Source organism: Nocardiopsis sp. CNZ308, from assembly GCF_004217075.1.
In genome coordinates, this window is the sequence record NZ_SHKJ01000001.1 from 5,319,967 (window position 1) to 5,336,895 (window position 16,929).

Annotated in this window: 15 protein-coding genes; 7 read left to right on the forward strand and 8 right to left on the reverse strand. The window is 75.0% G+C overall.

What is annotated here, in order from left to right; translation table 11 throughout:
* Positions 1 to 172: 172 nt before the first annotated feature.
* Complete coding sequence (locus tag EV372_RS22770) at positions 173 to 1,369, reverse strand: MFS transporter (protein WP_253793017.1); 1,197 nt, start codon at positions 1,367 to 1,369, stop codon at positions 173 to 175.
* Positions 1,370 to 1,496: 127 nt separating this feature from the next.
* On the opposite strand from EV372_RS22770, the gene EV372_RS22775 reads away from it, so the two are divergent.
* The gene (locus EV372_RS22775; protein WP_130397686.1) at positions 1,497 to 2,390 is read left to right on the forward strand and encodes a LysR family transcriptional regulator; all 894 of its coding nucleotides are present in this window, start codon (positions 1,497 to 1,499) and stop codon (positions 2,388 to 2,390) included.
* 63 nt (positions 2,391 to 2,453) lie between these two features.
* A complete protein-coding gene (locus EV372_RS22780) occupies positions 2,454 to 3,230 on the forward strand; it encodes an alpha/beta fold hydrolase (RefSeq protein ID WP_130397687.1) in 777 nt (258 codons plus the stop codon).
* A gap of 8 nt (positions 3,231 to 3,238) precedes the next feature.
* Here the strand turns inward: EV372_RS22780 and EV372_RS22785 are convergent, their stop codons facing one another.
* Positions 3,239 to 4,678 (reverse strand): NAD(P)/FAD-dependent oxidoreductase, encoded by a 1,440-nt coding sequence (locus EV372_RS22785; RefSeq protein WP_130397688.1) that lies wholly within the window; start codon positions 4,676 to 4,678, stop codon positions 3,239 to 3,241.
* A gap of 195 nt (positions 4,679 to 4,873) precedes the next feature.
* Between EV372_RS22785 and EV372_RS22790 the strand changes: the two genes are divergently transcribed.
* Complete coding sequence (locus EV372_RS22790) at positions 4,874 to 5,248, forward strand: DUF427 domain-containing protein (protein ID WP_130397689.1); 375 nt, start codon at positions 4,874 to 4,876, stop codon at positions 5,246 to 5,248.
* A 441-nt stretch (positions 5,249 to 5,689) separates the two neighbouring features.
* Here the strand turns inward: EV372_RS22790 and EV372_RS22795 are convergent, their stop codons facing one another.
* Complete coding sequence (locus EV372_RS22795; RefSeq protein ID WP_130397690.1) at positions 5,690 to 6,346, reverse strand: hypothetical protein; 657 nt, start codon at positions 6,344 to 6,346, stop codon at positions 5,690 to 5,692.
* A 148-nt stretch (positions 6,347 to 6,494) separates the two neighbouring features.
* Between EV372_RS22795 and EV372_RS22800 the strand changes: the two genes are divergently transcribed.
* Genes EV372_RS22800 through EV372_RS22810 form a run of 3 tightly spaced genes read left to right on the forward strand, consistent with a single transcriptional unit; the run spans position 6,495 to position 9,666 of the window.
* The gene (locus EV372_RS22800; protein WP_130397691.1) at positions 6,495 to 7,202 is read left to right on the forward strand and encodes a TetR/AcrR family transcriptional regulator; all 708 of its coding nucleotides are present in this window, start codon (positions 6,495 to 6,497) and stop codon (positions 7,200 to 7,202) included.
* A gap of 8 nt (positions 7,203 to 7,210) precedes the next feature.
* The gene (locus EV372_RS22805) at positions 7,211 to 8,065 is read left to right on the forward strand and encodes an ABC transporter ATP-binding protein (RefSeq protein ID WP_130397692.1); all 855 of its coding nucleotides are present in this window, start codon (positions 7,211 to 7,213) and stop codon (positions 8,063 to 8,065) included.
* A 23-nt stretch (positions 8,066 to 8,088) separates the two neighbouring features.
* The gene (locus EV372_RS22810; protein ID WP_130397693.1) at positions 8,089 to 9,666 is read left to right on the forward strand and encodes a fluoroquinolone export ABC transporter permease subunit; all 1,578 of its coding nucleotides are present in this window, start codon (positions 8,089 to 8,091) and stop codon (positions 9,664 to 9,666) included.
* 117 nt (positions 9,667 to 9,783) lie between these two features.
* On the opposite strand, the gene EV372_RS22815 is transcribed toward EV372_RS22810, so the two are convergent.
* The 5 genes from EV372_RS22815 to EV372_RS22835 form a co-directional block, all read right to left on the reverse strand.
* Positions 9,784 to 11,418 (reverse strand): antibiotic ABC transporter, encoded by a 1,635-nt coding sequence (locus EV372_RS22815; RefSeq protein WP_130397694.1) that lies wholly within the window; start codon positions 11,416 to 11,418, stop codon positions 9,784 to 9,786.
* Positions 11,415 to 12,332, reverse strand: coding sequence for an ABC transporter ATP-binding protein (locus EV372_RS22820; protein ID WP_130397695.1), 918 nt, complete (start codon positions 12,330 to 12,332; stop codon positions 11,415 to 11,417). Before EV372_RS22820 ends, EV372_RS22815 begins: the two co-directional genes overlap by 4 nt.
* Positions 12,329 to 12,997: a TetR/AcrR family transcriptional regulator gene (locus EV372_RS22825; RefSeq protein WP_130397696.1), complete on the reverse strand. Its 669-nt coding sequence runs from the start codon at positions 12,995 to 12,997 to the stop codon at positions 12,329 to 12,331. The genes EV372_RS22820 and EV372_RS22825 overlap by 4 nt, the downstream gene beginning before the upstream one ends.
* Before the next feature lie 433 nt (positions 12,998 to 13,430).
* On the reverse strand, positions 13,431 to 14,189 hold the full coding sequence (gene pepE, locus EV372_RS22830) for a dipeptidase PepE (RefSeq protein WP_130397697.1): 759 nt from the start codon (positions 14,187 to 14,189) through the stop codon (positions 13,431 to 13,433).
* A 9-nt stretch (positions 14,190 to 14,198) separates the two neighbouring features.
* Positions 14,199 to 15,050 carry an IclR family transcriptional regulator gene (locus EV372_RS22835; RefSeq protein WP_130397698.1) on the reverse strand — a complete coding sequence of 284 codons (852 nt, stop codon included), beginning with the start codon at positions 15,048 to 15,050 and terminating at the stop codon, positions 14,199 to 14,201.
* A 216-nt stretch (positions 15,051 to 15,266) separates the two neighbouring features.
* On the opposite strand from EV372_RS22835, the gene EV372_RS22840 reads away from it, so the two are divergent.
* A complete protein-coding gene (locus tag EV372_RS22840) occupies positions 15,267 to 16,916 on the forward strand; it encodes an OPT/YSL family transporter (RefSeq protein ID WP_130397699.1) in 1,650 nt (549 codons plus the stop codon).
* Positions 16,917 to 16,929: the final 13 nt, after the last annotated feature.

The following is a 16,929-nucleotide window of genomic DNA, read 5'->3' on the forward strand; positions in this document are numbered from 1 at the left end:
TAGCGGTTCTCCCTGGTCGGGTGAGGTCACGGGGGCCGCCCCGGCCCGATGGCTCCTCGGCCGGGGCGGCCCCACCCCCCTCCGCCGCGGCGACCGTGCACCGGATGGGCGGGGAGGGGCCCGGACGGGGACGCGGGCTCAGGGCGTGCCCGTCCGGGGGAGGGGTGGCGGTTCAGGAGGTCCGGGCGGGCGCCCGGCCCAGGAGGGCCGTGGCGAGCGCGCCCAGGGCCAGGGCGGCGGCCAGCCACAGGACCGCGGTGCCCCCCGCGCCGTCCAGGACCAGACCGCCCACCAGCGCGCCGAGCGCGATGCTGCCGTTGAACACGCCGACGAACAGCGACGAGACGGCCTCGCGCTCCTCGGGGGCGGCGCGCATCATCCAGGTCTGGGCGCTGACGGACACCCCGCCGTAGGCCAGACCCCACACGACCATGAGCACTCCGGCGCCCAGGACCGTGACGCCGATCCAGGGCAGGAGGAACACCGATCCGCCCAGGGCCGCGCCGAGCACCAGCAGGGTGGCGCGCGGAGCCCGGACGGCGCGCGGGCCCGAGGCGAAGTTGCCGACGACACCGGCCAGACCGTAGACCAGCAGCATCGTGCCGATGAGCCCCGCGCCGACGCCCGCCGTCGTCTCCAGGACGGGGCGGACGTAGGTGTAGGCGGCGAAGTGGCCGGTCACCAGCAGCACCGCCAGGAGCAGACCGGTGGTCACCTGGGGGTTGCGCAGCAGGCCGGTCACACCGCTCAGGCGGGCCACCCGCTCGGAGGGCAGGCGCGGCAGCAGTACGACCATGGCGGCCGCCACGAGCAGGGCCAGTACCGCGAACGACACGAAGGCGGCGCGCCAGTCGGCCAGGGCCCCGATGTAGGCGCCCACCGGGACGCCGAACACCGAGGCGATGGCGATCCCGCTGAAGATGGTGGAGGTCGCCGACCCCACGGACCGCTCGGGCACCAGCCGGGGCGCGAGCCCCGCCGCCAGGGCCCAGACGCCGCCCATGCCCAGGCCGACGAGCACGCGGGCCGTGACCATGACGGTGAAGTTCGGCGCCCAGGCCGACAACAGGTTGGCGGCGGCGAGCAGGAGCATGAGCGCCACGAGGACGACCTTGCGGTCGGCGCGGCCGACGAGGGTCGGGACGAAGGGCGCGGTGGCCGCCGCCACCAGTCCGGTGATGGTCAGGGTCAGACCGGCGGTGCCCTCCGTGACCTCCAGCGAGGCGCCCATGGGGGTCAGCAGCCCGACGGGCAGCATTTCGGTGGTGACGACGGTGAAGGTGCCGAGGGCCACCGCGACGACGGCGGACCATCCCCGGGCGGGGGAGAGCGCGGGCTGGGAAGCCTGTGGCGACGAGGTCGTGGACATGCTCTGAGTCAAGTGCCCTTCCGGTCGTCGAACAACGGCGAATCCCTCATACTTCGATCAGCCGGGCTCATCGATCCCGGCCCCCGGGACCGGACCGCCCGGGCACCGACGCCGGAAGGGTACGGCTGTGGCGCGTGAGATCGACTTCCACGAGATCGAGTGCTTTCTGGTGCTGGCCGAGGAGCTCCACTTCGGCCGTACCGGCGAACGCCTCCGCATCTCTCAGAGCCGGGTCAGCCAGCTGATCCGTTCGCTGGAGGGCCGGGTCGGCGCACGCCTGGTGGAGCGCACCAGCCGCCGCGTCCGGCTGAGCGAGTTCGGCGCCGACTTCCTGGAGTCCCTGCGCCCGTCCTACGGCGCGCTGGTCAGCGTGTTCGAGGACGCCCGCTCCCGGGCGCGCTCCACGGTCGAACGGGTGCGGATCGGGTTCCAGGGGGCCGTATACGAGCCGCTGGCACAGGCGCTCACCGTGTTCGAGCGGCGCAACCCCCGGGTCGCGGTCGACCTGGTGGAGATCCCGCTGGCCGACCCCTTCGGAGCCGTGCGGGAGGGCAGGGTGGACGCGGCCGTGGTCCTGACCCCCGTGCGGGAACCCGACCTGACCCTGGGCCTGGCCTTCTCCCGGCAGCCGCAGACCCTGGCCCTGTCCAGCTCCCACCCCTTCGCCGGGCGGAACGAGATCGGTGCGGAGGAGCTGGCCCGTGTGCGGCTGGTCCCGCTGGCCGGACGGGCGCCCGCGTACTGGAGGCAGGTCAACTCGCCCCGGGTGACCCCGGGCGGCGCGCGCATCCCCCAGGAGGGAGGGGCGGTCACGCTCCAGGAGGGGTTGTCGCTGGTCGCGGCGGGCCGGGGCGCCCTGCTGGTGTGCGGTGCCACCGCCGAGTACAACCGGCGGCCGGACGTGACCTACGTGCCGGTCACCGGGCTGGCCGAGTCGGAGCTGGGGCTGGTCTGGCGGACCGCGGCCCGTGGGACGCGGCTGACGGCCTTCGCCGCCGTGCTGGCCGAGACGGTCTCCTGATCCGGGGCGACCGCCCCGGCTTCCCAGTGTCCCGGAGTGGTCGCCCTCCGTGATAATCCTTGTATGGCACTTCCTCTCGACCCCCTGATCACGGGCACGGGCCCCGGGCTGGTCCTGGCCCACGGCGCGGGCAGCGACGTCCGGGACAGCTTCGGCCCTCTGCCCGAACTCCTGGCCGGACGCCACACCGTGGTCGGCGCCGACTACCCGGGCTCGGGCGGTGTCCCGCTCCCCGCGGGGCCCCTCACCCTCGACCTGCTCGCCGACCGTCTGGTGGCCTCGGCCGACGCGGCGGGCCTGGGCGCCTTCGCGGTGTCCGGGTTCTCGATGGGGTCCGCCGTCGCCGTGCGCGCGGCCACCCGCCACCCCGACCGAGTCAGGGCCCTGGTCCTGTCGGCGGGTCTGGCCGCGGCCAACCCCCGCCTTCGCCTGGTCGCCGACACCTGGCGGGCCCTGGTGCGCGCCGGGGACGCCGAAACCCTGGCCTCCTACCTGTCCCTGCTGGTCAACAGCCGCGCGTGGCTGGGCCAGCGCACCTCCGAGCAGGTGCGCGAGCAGGTCCTCCTCTTCGGGCGGGACGCGCCGCCCGGCACCGAGGCCCAGCTGGAGCTGCTGAGCGGAATCGACGTGCGGGGGGAACTCGGCCGCGTCCGCGTCCCGACGCTGGTGGTCTCACCCGCCGATGACCTGCTCCTGACCCCGGCCGACCACCGGCGCCTGGCCGCGGGCATCGCCGACTCCGTCCTGGTGTCGATCGACTGCGGGCACGCCCTGGCCGGTGAGCGCCCCCGGGAGTGGGCCGAGGCCACCGGGCGCTTCCTCGCCTCCGCCATGTGCTGAGGGAGGGGTCAGTGCCCGCCCACCACGCCCTCCAAGGAGGCGATCGCGCGGACCGGGGCCGGAACCGGGCGCCCGGCGTCCTGGCGGGCCTCCACCGCCCGCAGCGCGGACATGACCGCGCCCGCGCCGACCGCGCGCAGGGGTTCGGGAGGGAACGACGGGTCCGGGAGCCGGGTGAGGGCCGACGTGGACCACTCGTCGCGGACGCCGAGCACGAGGGAGGCGACCACCCTGGCCATCATGCGGGAGGCGGCGAGCCCGTCGCCGGAGTACCCGGCCGCGTAGACCACGCCGGGCGCCGTGTCCAGGCGTCCGGCGAAGGGGAGCGCCGTGGGCGTGTACTCCACCGGGGCGGTCCACGCCGCCTCCACGGGCAGCCCGGCCAGCCGTGGCAGGACCATTTCGAGCTGCCTTCGGACCTCGGCCGGGCGCCGGGGCGGCCCCCACAGGGTGCTCTCCCCGGTGCGGGAGACCCCGGTTCCGCCCTTGCCGAACACCAGGCGTCCGTCCGGGGTGGTCCGGTAGTAGTTCAGGCGGCGGCGGGCGTCGGTGACGGCGGTGGCGCCGTCCCAGCCGGACTCGGCCAGGAGGCGGGGTGCGGGCTCGGTGACCAGTGTGTCGCTGGCCAGCGTGACCATGCGGCGCCCCAGGCCCTCGACCCGCCCGGCCCAGGCGTTGACGGCGAGCACGACCCGTTCGGCGGTGACGGCGGCGCGCGGGGTGGTGACCCGCGTGCCGCCCCGGACCGGGGTCAGGCGGACGACGGGCGTGCCCTCGTGGACGCGGACCCCCCGTTCCAGGGCGACCCGGCGCAGGCCCCGGGCCAGGAGCGCGGGCTGGAGCGTGGCCGAACCGGGGTCGACGATCCCGCCGAAGTGGCGGTCGGTCCCCGCCAAGCTGCGGGACTCGGCCACCGACACCTCGCGCAGGGGTTCGACCCCCGCCTTCTCCAGGGCGTCCAGGACGCCCAGCCAGGCGTCCCGCTGCGCGGGTGAGGTCGCCGCCCACAGCCAGGAGGCCCGGCGGTACTCCACGTCCAGTCCGTGCAGGTCGACGAAGGAGAGGATCTCCTCCACCGCCCTGGCGGACTCCTCACCCAGGCGGCGGGCCTCCTCGCGGTCCCGGCTGAGGGCCAGGAGGGACTCGAACCTCCCCCACAGGGGCATCAGGAAACCGGCGTTGGCGCCGCTGGCCCCGCCCCCGCACACGTCCGCCTCCACCAGCAGGACGTCGGTCCCGGGCGCGCGGTCCAGGATCTCCAGGGCGGACCACAGCCCGGTGTAGCCGCCGCCGATCACGCACACGTCGCAGGAGGCGGAGCCCTCCAGGGGAGGGGTCCGCCCGTCCTCCCCCTCCCGTGCGAGGGCCTCCCGCAGCCAGAAGGAGCGTCGGGAGGGAACGGGGGTTCCCGTCCCCGGCCAGTCCTGGGGAAGGACGATGTCCGGCATGGTCGCAGAACCCTTTCCGTGGGTCGCTTCGGACGATTTCGTCCGGAACGATCCTAGAAAGGGCTCATTTCTGGGAGCCACTGCGCGGACGGGTAGTCCTCCTGCCCGAAAGGGCGCGGGAGCGTGCCTTGCGCCGAAGGTCCCCGGGAGCCTGCCGGAGGCGGAGTAGCCTCGGCGGGGAGAGGGAGGATCACCATGACAGGACAGGGCATGACCCCCGGACCCGACCACCCCATCACCGTCGAGCCCACCGGTGCGCGCGTCGTCGCACGGGTCGGGGACCGCGTCGTCGCCGACACCGAGGACGCGCTGACCCTGCGGGAGTCCGTCTACCCGCCGGTCCAGTACGTTCCGCTCGCCGACGTGGACCCCGCGGTGCTGCGGCCGAGCGCGACCACCACCCACTGCCCCTACAAGGGCACCGCCACCTACCGCACCCTCGCGGTCGGGGAGGGTGAGGAGCTGGTCGACGCGGTGTGGGCGTACGAGGAGCCCTACCCGGCGGTCGCGGAGATCGCCGGGTACGTCGCCTTCCAGCCGGGCGGGGTCCACGTCACCGTCGAGCCCTGAGCGGTCGCGCGGCGGGCACCCCCACGGGGCGGTAGCCGCTGCTCGCCCAGCCCGCGGTGGTCCGGCGGCGCGGGTTCGTCCTCCGACCCGGGAGGTGCGGTCGGGGGATGGAGACCGGGAGCGTGGGCGGGTGCGCGCTGCACGGGAACGGCGTTCGCGACGCACACGGGCGAGACGGTCCTCGCCGTCGGGGAGGAGCGTCAACCGCACGGCGGGCGGCGCTCGCTGGAGATCGTCTTCGCCTCGGGAACCGTGCGGTGCGAGAGCCGGTCCGGGGACCTGCGCCTGTCCGCCGGATGAGCCGCACGCCGGTGCCGCCGCGCCCCGCGCGACAGCCGTGCTCGTAGGCGCCGCGCACCCACGGCCATCGACGCGGAGCTGGCGGCGAAGACGTCGGGAACGGTCCCGGATCCCGCGGCCTCCCTCAACCCCCGGGCGCCGTCAACAGCCGTGTTCGTCGGGCGCGGGGCGGAGCCGCCGCCCCTCGGGGGTGAAGGTGAAGGACGCGCGGAACGGGCCGCCGCCGAAGCGCACGGCGAGCAGGACCGGCTCGGGGCGCGCGGGAGGCCAGGAGGGCTCGGCTCCGGGTTCGGTGCCGTTCCAGAGGTGGAAGAACACCACGGGCTGAAGCCGGTCCTCGGTCAGGTAACCCAGCGTCTTGCCGGAGAAGGGGCTGCCTCCGCCGAACAGCACCGACGGGGGACCGAACTCGGCGACCACCTCCGCCCACACGCGGTCGGTCTCCGCCCAGCGGCGGACGCGGCCCGTGAGCGCGTCGTAGGCCCGGGCGTCCAGGACGCGTTCGGGTTCCAGCCAGCCGCGCCGGTGCGCGAGCTCGGCATGGACGGAGGCCATGCCGTGCTCGTAGTCGCCGCCCGGAACAAGCCGCCGGAAGGCTCCGGTGACCCCGGTGGGGGACCAGGCCCCGCGCTCCTCCAGAAGCCGCTGGTGCTCGGCCCCCGCCCGCGGTTCACGCTCCATGAACAGCAGGTGGTCCACCAGCATGCGCAGGGTGGTCTCGCCTCCGTACATCCCGGGTCGCCGCAGGGCCAGGTTCAACTGGCCGACGAGGTGGGAGTGCATGTCGTCGGATGTCACAAGTGTTCTGGAAGCGCCCATGCGCGCATTCTTCCCGCTGGGCCGCTCGGGCGCTTCCTCGGGCTCCGGGCCGTCGCGGCAGGGGTTGACGAACTTGTGTTAGCGAGTAACAATTCTTGCGTCGGAACCGGTCGGGGGAGTGGCGGACATGGACCAGCGCACGCGCCGCAGACAGCGCAACAGGGCCGCCATCCAGGAGGCCGCCCTGCGCCTGTTCGAGCGGCAGGGCTACGAGGCGACCACGGTCGCCCAGATCGCCCGCGAGGCGGGCGTCTCGCACATGACGTTCTTCCGCTGCTTCCCCTCCAAGGAGGACGTGGTCCTGCGGGACGAGTACGACCCGATGCTGGAGGAGCTGGTCCGCGAACAGCCCGACACGCTCCCGGCCGTCGAGCGGATCCACCGGGCCACCCTGGTCGGACTGGGCCGGGTCTACGAGGACAACCGGGAGGCGCTGCTGGCCCGTGCCCGCCTCCTGCTGTCCATCCCGGCCCTGCGCTCGCGTATCGGCGAGAACCTGGCCTCGGCGAGCACCGCCTTCGAACGCGGTCTGGCCCCGGCCCGGGCCGGGGAATCCGGCCCGACTCCGCCTGGCAGCGGAGCCTCCGGCCCGGACTCGCCCGCAAGCGAGGTCCCCGCTCCGGATCCTCCTGGAAGCGAAACCCCCGTCCTGCCTCCGCCCGGGACCGAACCCCCCGACCTGGAGACCAGGGCCGTCGCGGCCGCCTGCTCGGCGGCGCTGTCCGAGGCCGTCATCGCCTGGGCCGACTCGGGAGGGCAGGACGAACTGCCCGCGCTCGTCGACCGGGTCTTCCTCGCCCTGCGCGCTTCCCCACCCGACCACCACCGACCCTGAGGACCCCCATGACCGACCAGGTCATCACCGTCGAGGACCTCCTGGTCCGCTACCCGAACACCGACCGGCCCGCGGTCGCGGGGATGAGCTTCTCCGTGGCCCGCGGCGAGGTCTTCGGATTCCTCGGCCCCAGCGGCGCCGGGAAGTCCACGACCCAGAAGGTGCTCACCCGGCTGCTGCGCCGCTACGAGGGCGAGGTGCGCGTCCTCGGGCGGCCCCTGCGCGACCGGGGCGCGGACTACTTCGAACGCGTGGGCGTGGGCTTCGAGCTTCCGGCCGGGTTCGGCAGGCTCACCGCCCGCGAGAACCTCGCCGCCTTCGCCTCCCTCTACCGCGGACCCGTCGAGGACCCCGGCGAACTCCTGGCCAGGGTGGACCTGGCCGACGCGGCCGACCGCAGGGTGGACGACCTGTCCAAGGGCATGCGCATGCGGCTCAACCTGGCCCGCGCGCTGGTCAACAGACCCGAACTCCTCTTCCTGGACGAGCCCACCTCGGGCCAGGACCCGGTGCGCTCCGCCCTGCTGCGGGAGGTCATCCGGGAGGCGGCCGACCGGGGGTGCACGGTCTTCCTCACCACGCACGACATGGCCACCGCCGACCTGCTGTGCGACCGGGTCGCCTTCGTGGCCGGGGGACGGATCGCCGCCGTGGACACCCCGCGCGGCTTCAAACTCCGCTACGGCCGCCCCGGACTCGTGGCCCGGGTCCGGGGGCGGGCCCCCCGGGAGATGCCGATGGAGGCCCTGGCCGGGGACGCCGAACTCCTGGCGCTGCTGAGGCGGGGCGAGGTGGAGACGCTGCACACCCGCGAGGCCTCGCTGGACGAGGTCTTCGCGACGGTCACCCGGGAGAGGCTGTGAACCGCGCCCACCCGGGAGGGGCCGTGAACCGCCTGCTCGCGGCCACCGCGCTGGAGTCGCGGGTCGGGCTGCGCTACGGCGTCGTGCCCGTGGCCGCCGCCCTCGGCCTCGTGTGGACCGTGGTCCTGCTCGCGGTCCCCGCCGAGGCGGCCGGGACGGTGGCGTCCTACCTGCTCTTCCTCGACACGGCGGGCTTCGGCGCGCTCTTCGCCGCGGCCCTGCTGCTCTTCGAACGCACCGAGGGAACGCGTTCGGCGCTGACGGTGACCCCGCTGCGCGCGGGGGAGGGGGTGGCGGCCCGGCTCGCGGTGCTCACCGCGCTGACGCTGCTCATCGCCGTGCCGATGCTCGCGGCGGCGCTGCGGGGCCGGTCCGCCGACCTCGTGCGGGCCCTGCCGCCGGTCCTGGCCGGGGTGGCGCTCACCTGCCTGCTCCTGCTCACCGTGTGCCTGGTGGTGGGCGCCCGCTCCCGTGACCTGTCGGGCTTCCTCCTGGCGGCCCCGCTCACCGTCGCGCCGTTGATCCTGGTCCCCCTCGTGCACGTCGGCGGGATCCTGGAGCACCCGCTCCTGTACGCGGTCCCGACCACCGCGGGCGCCGACCTCATCCGTCTGGGGACCGCACCCGGCTCCCCCGACGCGTCCCCCACGGCCCTGGCCGCGGGCACGGTCTACGCGCTGGCGTGGGCGGCGGCCGGGGTGGCCGCCGCCTCCCGCGCGGTCGGACGCGGAGCGGCCCCCGCGCCCCGGCGGCACGCCAGCGGCAGGGGCGCTGACGGCCGGGGTGCGAACGACAGGGGCGCGGCCGGGCCCGCCTTGCCGGTCACCGGGTCCGCCCGGCCGGTCACCGGACGCGGCGGCCTCCCGGCGATCGTGCGCTTCGCCCGCGTCGACCTCTTCGGCACGGGGCGCGACCCCCTGCTGCTGCTCATGCTCGGCGCCCCGGTGCTGTTGGCGCTGGTCATCCGCCTCGTCTTCCCGGCGGCCTCGGAGTTCGTCCTCGGCTCCCACGGGTTCGACCTCGCGCCGCACACCCCCGTGGTCCTGGCGGCGCTGGTCCTGCTGCACGTGCCCATGATGTTCGGGGTGGTCGGCGGCCTGCGCGCCGTCGAGGACTCCGACGAGAACGTCCTGCTCGTGCTGCGCGCCTCGCCGGTGTCCGTACCCGCCTACCTCGGCTACCGGACGGCCCTGGTCACCGTCCTGTCCCTGGCCGGGCTCGCCGCGGCCCTGCCCCTGAGCGGGCTCATGTCCTCCGGGTGGTCCGCGCCGGTCGTGGCCGCCCTCGTGCTCGCTGCTCTACAGGCACCGCTGCTGACGGCGTCGATGACCGCGCTGTCGGCCAACAAGGTGGAGGCCCTGGTGGTGGTCAAGGGCGTCGGCGCGCTCCTGGTCCTGACGCCCGTGGCGGCCTGGGTCCTGCCCGCGCCCTGGAACCTCCTGCTGCTGCCGCTTCCGCCCGCCTGGCCCGTCCTGGCCCTGCCCGGCTACGACGCCGGACCGCTGGGGCCGTGGCCGTGCCTGGCGGGCGGGGTCCTGGTCGCGGCCGCCGCCCTGGCGTTCCTCCTGCGGCGCACCGTGCGGCGGATCGAGGGCGCCTAGGCCGACGCGCGGCCGGGGAGGCGTCCCCGGCCGCGCGGTGAGGCCGCGGACCGGGGACACCGGAACCCCCCTGGCCCCGTGGAGGCCCCGGGGCGGATGGGCGGCCACCCGTGACGTTCAGGCGGGCAGGTCGCGGCGGCGCAGCGCCCACAGCCCGACGGCCGTGAGCACCGCGGCCAGTGCCGCCAGCAGCGGGTAGGAGGCCCAGGTCTCCCGGTAGTACGGGTTGACGTGGGCGAAGGGCGAGACCAGCACGAACACCGCGTCCGGCACCAGGTTCACCTTGACGGCGATCTCGGTCAGGATCCCGAGGGACAGGAACCCCCAGCCCACGGCCGCGCACGCGCGCGGAACCGCCCCGTAGGCCAGGAGGGTGACGGCCACGACCACCCACACGGCCGGGGCCAGGGACAGCGTCAGCGCGGTGAAGCGCCCGACGTCGGCCCACACCCGCTCACCGCCCGGACCCGCGCCTAGGCCCAGCGCGATCCCCAGGGCGGCCAGCAGGACCACGGGGGCGGCGAAGGCCGCCGCGGCGTGCGCCAGCGCCCAGGCCGTCCGGCCGGTCGGCCCCGCGAGCAGCAGCTCTCCCCTTCCCGAGTGCTCCTCCGCGCGCACGCGCAGGGCCGTGAGCACGGCGTGGGCCGCCACGGGGAACACGAAGGCGAAGACGACGTAGACGAAGAAGGTGTCGGCGGGCGCCACACCGAGTTCGGCGGCCATCGCGCGCACCCACGGCATGTCGGCGTACTCGGCCATCGCCTCCGCGCCGGTGCGGCCCATCGCCAGCCCCATGACCGCGAGGGCGGCCGCCCACGCCAGCACGGAGCCGCGGTGCAGCCGCCAGACCAGGGCGGGCACCGAGCGCAGCCACCCGGCCGCCCGCACGGGGCCGCCCCGCCGGGAGAACAGGGCGGAGCCCAGGTCGCGCCGTTCGGCCAGGGCGAACGCGGCCGCGAGGGTCAGCGCGATCCAGCCTAGGACCGGGATCAGGGCCCACCACCGCTCGTCGGCGAAGGGGCGCACGTTCTCCAGCCACCCGTTGGGCACCGCCCACGTCAGCCACAGGGCGTCCCCGCCCGCCGCGGCGCCCGTGCCGCGCACCATGTGCATGACGTAGAACGCGCCCAGGGCCAGTCCCGCCGCGGTTCCCGGGCCGGTGGTGCACTGCACCGCCACGGCGGCCAGGCCCGCGCCCACCCCCGCCGCGGCGGCGGTGACCAGCGCCAGCGCCACCGAACCCGCCACGGGCAGGCCCAGGGCGAGCAGGCCCGCCGCGACGACGGCCGCCAGCAGGGCCGCCGAGGCCAGTACCACGGTGAGCACGGCCGCCAGGCCCGCGTGTCGGCCCAGCGGTGCGCCCCCGAGCAGTTCGCTCCGGCCCGAGGCCTCCTCGGTACGGGTACCGCGCACCACCAGCAGCACCGCGCCCAGGGCGGCGCACATGGTGGCGGCGGCGAACGCCTGCTGGGCGACCAGGGCCTCGGTGCTCGCGGCGAAGGCCCGGCTCTGGAACAGGGCGAACATGGGCACGCCCTGGAGCTGCTCCCACCGCTCCTGGCGGGACTCGGGGGTGGGGTAGGTGGCGTCGGCCGCCGCCGCGCCGCCCAGGGCGATGCCGGCCGTGACGGTCAGCCACACGGCGATCAGGACCCGGTCGCGGCGCAGGGCCAGCCGCGCCAGGTGCCGTGTTCCGGCCGGTAGCGGGCGGAAGGCCGCGCGGGCGGGCCGTGCGGCGGAGGGCGCGCTCATCGGACCCGCTCCGGGTGTTCGCCGCCGAGGCCGACCGCGGTGTAGTGGCGCAGGAACAGCTCCTCCAGGGTGGGCGGTCGCACGGTCAGGTCGCGCACCCCCAGCTCGGCCAGGCGCGCGCACAGCGGTTCCAGGGCCGACGGCTCGGCGTGCAGGCGTACGCGCGGGCCCTCCACCGCCAGGTCGTGCACACCGGTCAGGGCGGTGAGCCCGTCGGGGGGTCCGGTGAGCTCGGCGGTCACGGTCAGGCGGGACAGGTGGCGCAGCTCGGCCAGGGTCCCGCTCTCCACCGTGCGTCCGGCCCGGATGATGCTGACCCGGTCGCAGAGCGCCTCCACCTCGGACAGGACATGGCTGGAGAGCAGTACGGTGCGTCCCCGCTCCCTCTCCTCGGCGACGGCGTGGCGGAAGACCTCCTCCATGAGCGGGTCCAGGCCCGAGGTGGGCTCGTCCAGGACCAGGAGTTCGGTCTCGGCGGCCAGCGCGGCCACCAGCGCCACCTTCTGCCGGTTGCCCTTGGAGTAGGCGCGGCCCCGGGTGCGCAGGTCCAGCGCGAAGCGGTCCACGAGCGCGGCGCGGCGCCGCGGGTCGGTCCCGCCGCGCACGCGGCCGAGCAGGTCCAGGGTCTCCCCGCCGGAGAGCCCCGGCCACAGGGCGACGTCGCCCGGGACGTAGGCCAGTCGGCGGTGCAGGGCGGCGGCGTCCCGCCAGGGGTCGCCGCCGAGCAGGCGCGCGGTACCGGAGTCGGCCCGGGCCAGGCCGAGCAGGACGCGGATGGCCGTGGTCTTGCCCGCGCCGTTGGGCCCGAGGAAACCGTGCACCTCTCCGGTTCGTACGCGCAGGTCCAGCCCGTCCAGGGCCCTGGTGGACCCGAAGCGCTTGGTCAGGCCCGCGACGTGGATCGCGTCCGTCATGGTTCTTCTCCCGGGGGGTCGGAGTCGGGGTGGGGGAGGGCGTCGGCGATCCGACGCCCCTGCTCGCCGGCGAAGAAATCGGCCATCGCGGTGTAGACCCCGGCCATGGCCGCGCCCACGCGCGGAGCGTGGGCGGGGTCGAGCGAGTCGGCCGCCATGCGGCGGGACAGGTGGGCGTGCAGGACCAGCGTGCCCAGGTGCATGGCACCCATGACCGCGGCGGTGTCCCGTGTGACCCGCGCTCCCGGCGGATAGCGGTCGGGCCAGTGCTCGCTGAGGAAGCGCTCGGCGAAGTCGGCACCGGTGTCGAAGAACTCCGAGGCCGAGGCGGACCCCTCCACCAGGGCACGGGCGAGGTAACGGGTGCTGGTGTGGCTGGCCTGGTACATCGCCGCCCCGAACCCCGGGGCGGACGCCTCCTCTCCCAGGCTGCCGCGGGCCTGTTCGAGCAGGGTGCCGATGGCGTACGCGTCGCAGGCGGCGCGCAGGCCCTCCTTGGAGCCGAAGTGGTGGCGGATCAGGCCGGTGGACACTCCCGCCTCGGCGGCGATGGCCTGGACGGTCGCGCCCTTGATCCCGCGGTCGGCGAAGACCGCCAGGGCGGCGTCGCGGATGCGCGCCCGTCCGGTGAGGTCCTCGTTGGGCGGCGGTGGTACGGAGCTCATACCGTCAGGCTACACGTTCATGTAGCGAACTACACGTTCGTGTAGCACTTTTTGCCCAGGGTCGACCGGTCGACATGAAAGCGGGTGGTTCCCGTGCCCCGTGGGGCGGCGGTGCCTCCTGGCCGGACCGGTCACACGCGGGGCGACGGGACCGGACGCGGGCCGCGGGGCTACCCGGCCGCACGACCGCGCACGAGACGGTGTGGGGCGGGCCCGGAACAGCGAGGGGCGTGCACGGGACGGGGGATCGCGTAGGGGGCGGCGGGAAGCGGGTGCGGGTCGGCGGGGGCCGGGCCTGGACCGGTGAGGGCCGCACGCGGGACGGCGGTGACCGGGTGCGGGACAGGGGGGACGGCACCGCCGTCTCCCCGTCCCGGCCCGACGGGCGCGGCGCGGGCCCCGCACCCCTTCGCGGGGCCCCGCGCCGCGGACCCTAGACCGGCTGGTCGAAGCGGGGCGTGCGCGCGAACAGGTCGGTCACCTCGCCCGACACCTCGAAGGGGGCCGTGCCGCGGCGGAAGACGATCGCCGGGCCCGGCGCGCCCGGCTGCACGGCGGTACCGCCCACGGTCGCGCGGACCACGTCCGACCCCGCGCCCCGCACGCGCAGGTGCGTCCCCTCCCGCAGGCCGAGGACGTCCACGTCGTTGGCCTCCAGGAACTCCGTCAGCCGGGTCTCACGGGTCTCGCCCTGGTGCGTGGACCGGGGGTCGGCGTCCAGGTAGTGCGGGTTGATCTGGAACGGGACGAACCCCAGCGCGGCGAAGGACGGCGGCTCCACGATGGGCATGTCGTTGGTGGTGCGCAGCGTGGGAGCGGTGATGTTGGTGCCCGCGCTCGCCCCCATGTAGGGCAGCCCGGCCAGGACGCGGTCGCGCAGGTCGTCCAGGAGCCCGGTGCGCTGGAGGGCGGCCACGAGGCGGAACGTGTTGCCCCCGCCCACGAAGACGGCCTGCGCCTCGTCCAGGACCCGCGCGGCCCCGGCGTCCGCCGGGACCCCCGTCACGCGGACCCCGCGCGCCGCGAAGGCCTCGGCCACCCGCGCGGTGTAGGCGCCGTGGTCGCCCCCCGCGAACGGCACGAACGCGACCGCGTCGCGGCCGTCGAGGAAGGCCTCCACCTCCTCCCACGCGTGGTCGAGGTAGCCCCGGCCGTGGTTGGTCGAGTTGGAGAAGAGCAGCAGCTCGGGCATGGTCCCCCTTCAGGGAGCGGTCGGGCGCGGGGAGGGGCGGGAGCCGTGCCCCCGCCTCCAGTTGCGCGTGGGCGGTGCCGGGCGGCGGTTGGACAGCAGCCCGGTGAGACCGTCGGCCGCGGCGCGCAGCGGCGCCAGGTGGTCGAGCAGGTCGTCGTCGTGGTCGGAGTGCTTGTTCTCCACCAGCGTCACGGAGCCGACCGGGCGCTTGCCGCCGAACACGGGGACGGCCAGCGCGCGGGACGCGGCGTCGTACTCGCCCTGGGAGAGCGCGTAGCCCTGCTCGACGGCCTCGTCGAAGAGCTCCTCGACCTGCTGCTCGTCGAAGGGCGTGAGGTCGGAGAAGCGGGCGGAGGGGCGCCCCGCCAGCAGGGCCCTGCGCTCGGCCGGGTCCAGGAAGGCGAAGTAGGCCCGGGAGGTGGCCCCGGCGTGGGCGGGGTAGAGCTCGTCGAGGAAGGGGTGGGAGCGGCGCGGGCCCTCCGAGCCGCCGACCGCGGCGATGCAGCGCACGTGCGCGCCGTCGGGGACGCAGAACAGGCAGGTGCGGCCGCTGGAGCGGGCCAGATCGGCGAGCAGGGGCTCGGCCAGGGCGGAGAGGCCGCCCGAGCGCTCCCACAGCCCGGCCATGCGCCACATGGCGGGGCCCATGCTGTAGCGGCGCGTGTCGGGGTCGGCGCGCAGGAACCCCTTGCCCGCCAGGGAGGCCAGGAGGCGCTGGGCGGTCGACTTCGACAGGCCGAACTCGTCGGCGAGTTCGAGGACGCCCCAGCTCGTGCGGTACTCGTCGAAGCTGAGGAGGACGTCGAGCGCCCGGTCGACCGTCTGGAGCGGGCCGGTGCGTGCCGTGGAACCGGTGGACATGGAAGCCCACCCTACGTCTGGCGGAGGGACCGGCACCCCCTGCTCCGGGGATCGAAATGTGATCTTAACTCCCACATAGTGGGAAACCTTTGCTCCGGCGGGTGAACGGAAGGCAGCCTGGGCGTGACGGGCCAGGACGCGGCAGCCGCGCACCGCAGGCCTTTGACCAGCGACACTCCGTCCTCGACGGACGTGAGTCATCCCCGAAGGACACACATGGAACCGTCGGCACCTGGTTCGTCCACCGAACCGCAGACCCCGGGAAGCGCCCGCCACCCGCGCGCGTTCGAACCCGTCGTCGTCATCGTCACCGTCCTGGTGAGCCTCCTCGGGGCCGTCATCGGGATCCACATGATCACGACGCTCGGGGTCTCGCCCAACACCAGCGTCATCGGCGCGGTCGTGGCCATGCTCATCGGCCGGATCGGGTTCCTGGGGCTGCGCTCGATGCGTAACACCCACCGGCAGAACCTCATCCAGTCCTCGATCTCCGGCGCGACCTTCGCCTCGGCGAACTCCCTGCTCACTCCGATCGCCATCCCGTTCCTCTTCGGCCGCCCCGACCTGGTGTGGCCGATGCTGCTGGGCGCGTCCCTGGGCCTGCTCATCGACGTGTTCGTGCTGTACAAGGCGTTCGGCTCCCGGTTCCTGCCCGCCGACGCGGCCTGGCCGCCCGGGGTGGCGGCCGCCGAGACCATCAAGGCGGGTGACCGGGGCGGACGCCAGGCGGCCATCCTGGTGGGCGGCGGCGCGGTCGGGCTCGGCGCGTCCTTCCTGGGCATGCCGATGTCGGCGGCGGGCATCGCCATGATCGGCAACGTCTGGGCCCTGCTCATGTTCGCCGTGGGCCTGCTCGTGGCCCAGTACTCCCCGGCGGTCATCGGGATCGACCTCAACTCGATCTACGTGCCGCACGGCGTCATGATCGGCGCGGGCGTGGTCGCGCTGGCGCAGATCGTGGTCATCCTCGCCGGCCGCCAGGGACGCCGGGAGAGGGAGCGCGAGGCCGCCCGCGACCGCGCCGCCCAGGACGACCCGTCCCTGGCCTACACGGTGGACCGCGCCACCCTGGGCCGGGCCCTGGGCTCGGGCTACGTGCTGTTCGCCCTCGGCGCCCTCGTGCTCGCGGTCACCGGCGGGATCTGGGCGGACATGAGCTGGCTGGGCATCCTCGGGTTCGTGCTGTTCGCCGCCGTGGCCGCCCTGGTCCACGAACTCATCGTCGGCCTGGCCGCCATGCACGCGGGCTGGTTCCCCGCCTTCGCGGTCACCCTCATCTTCCTCATCCTCGGCCTGGCGCTGGGCATCCCCGGGGTGCCGCTGGCCCTGCTCGTGGGCTACTGCGCGGCCACCGGCCCCGCCTTCGCGGACATGGGCTACGACTTCAAGGCCGGGTGGGTGCTGCGCCGCGACCGCCGCCCCTACACCGCCTACGAGCTCGACGGACGCCGCCAGCAGCTCATCTCCTCCATGATCGGGTTCGCCGTCGCCATCGGCATGGTCGCGCTGCTCTGGCAGGGCCTGTTCGAGGACGGCGCCGTGCCGCCCACCTCGATCGTCTACGCCGACACCATCAAGGCCGGGCTGAGCGACCCCTCCGTCCTGCTCCAGCTCGCCCTGTGGGCCGTGCCCGGCGCGATCGTGCAGCTCCTGGGCGGCCCCCGGCGCCAGATGGGCGTCCTGCTCGCCACCGGCCTGCTCGTGGCCACGCCCAACGCCGGATGGCTCGTCCTGGCCGGACTGGCGATCCGCCTGGTGTGGGAGCGCCGCCGCGGCGAGAAGGGCGAGCAGGAGATCGCCCTGGTCGGCGCCGGACTCATCGCCGGGGACTCCGTCCACTCCGTCGGCACCGTCTTCAGCCGCTGAACCCGGGAGGAAC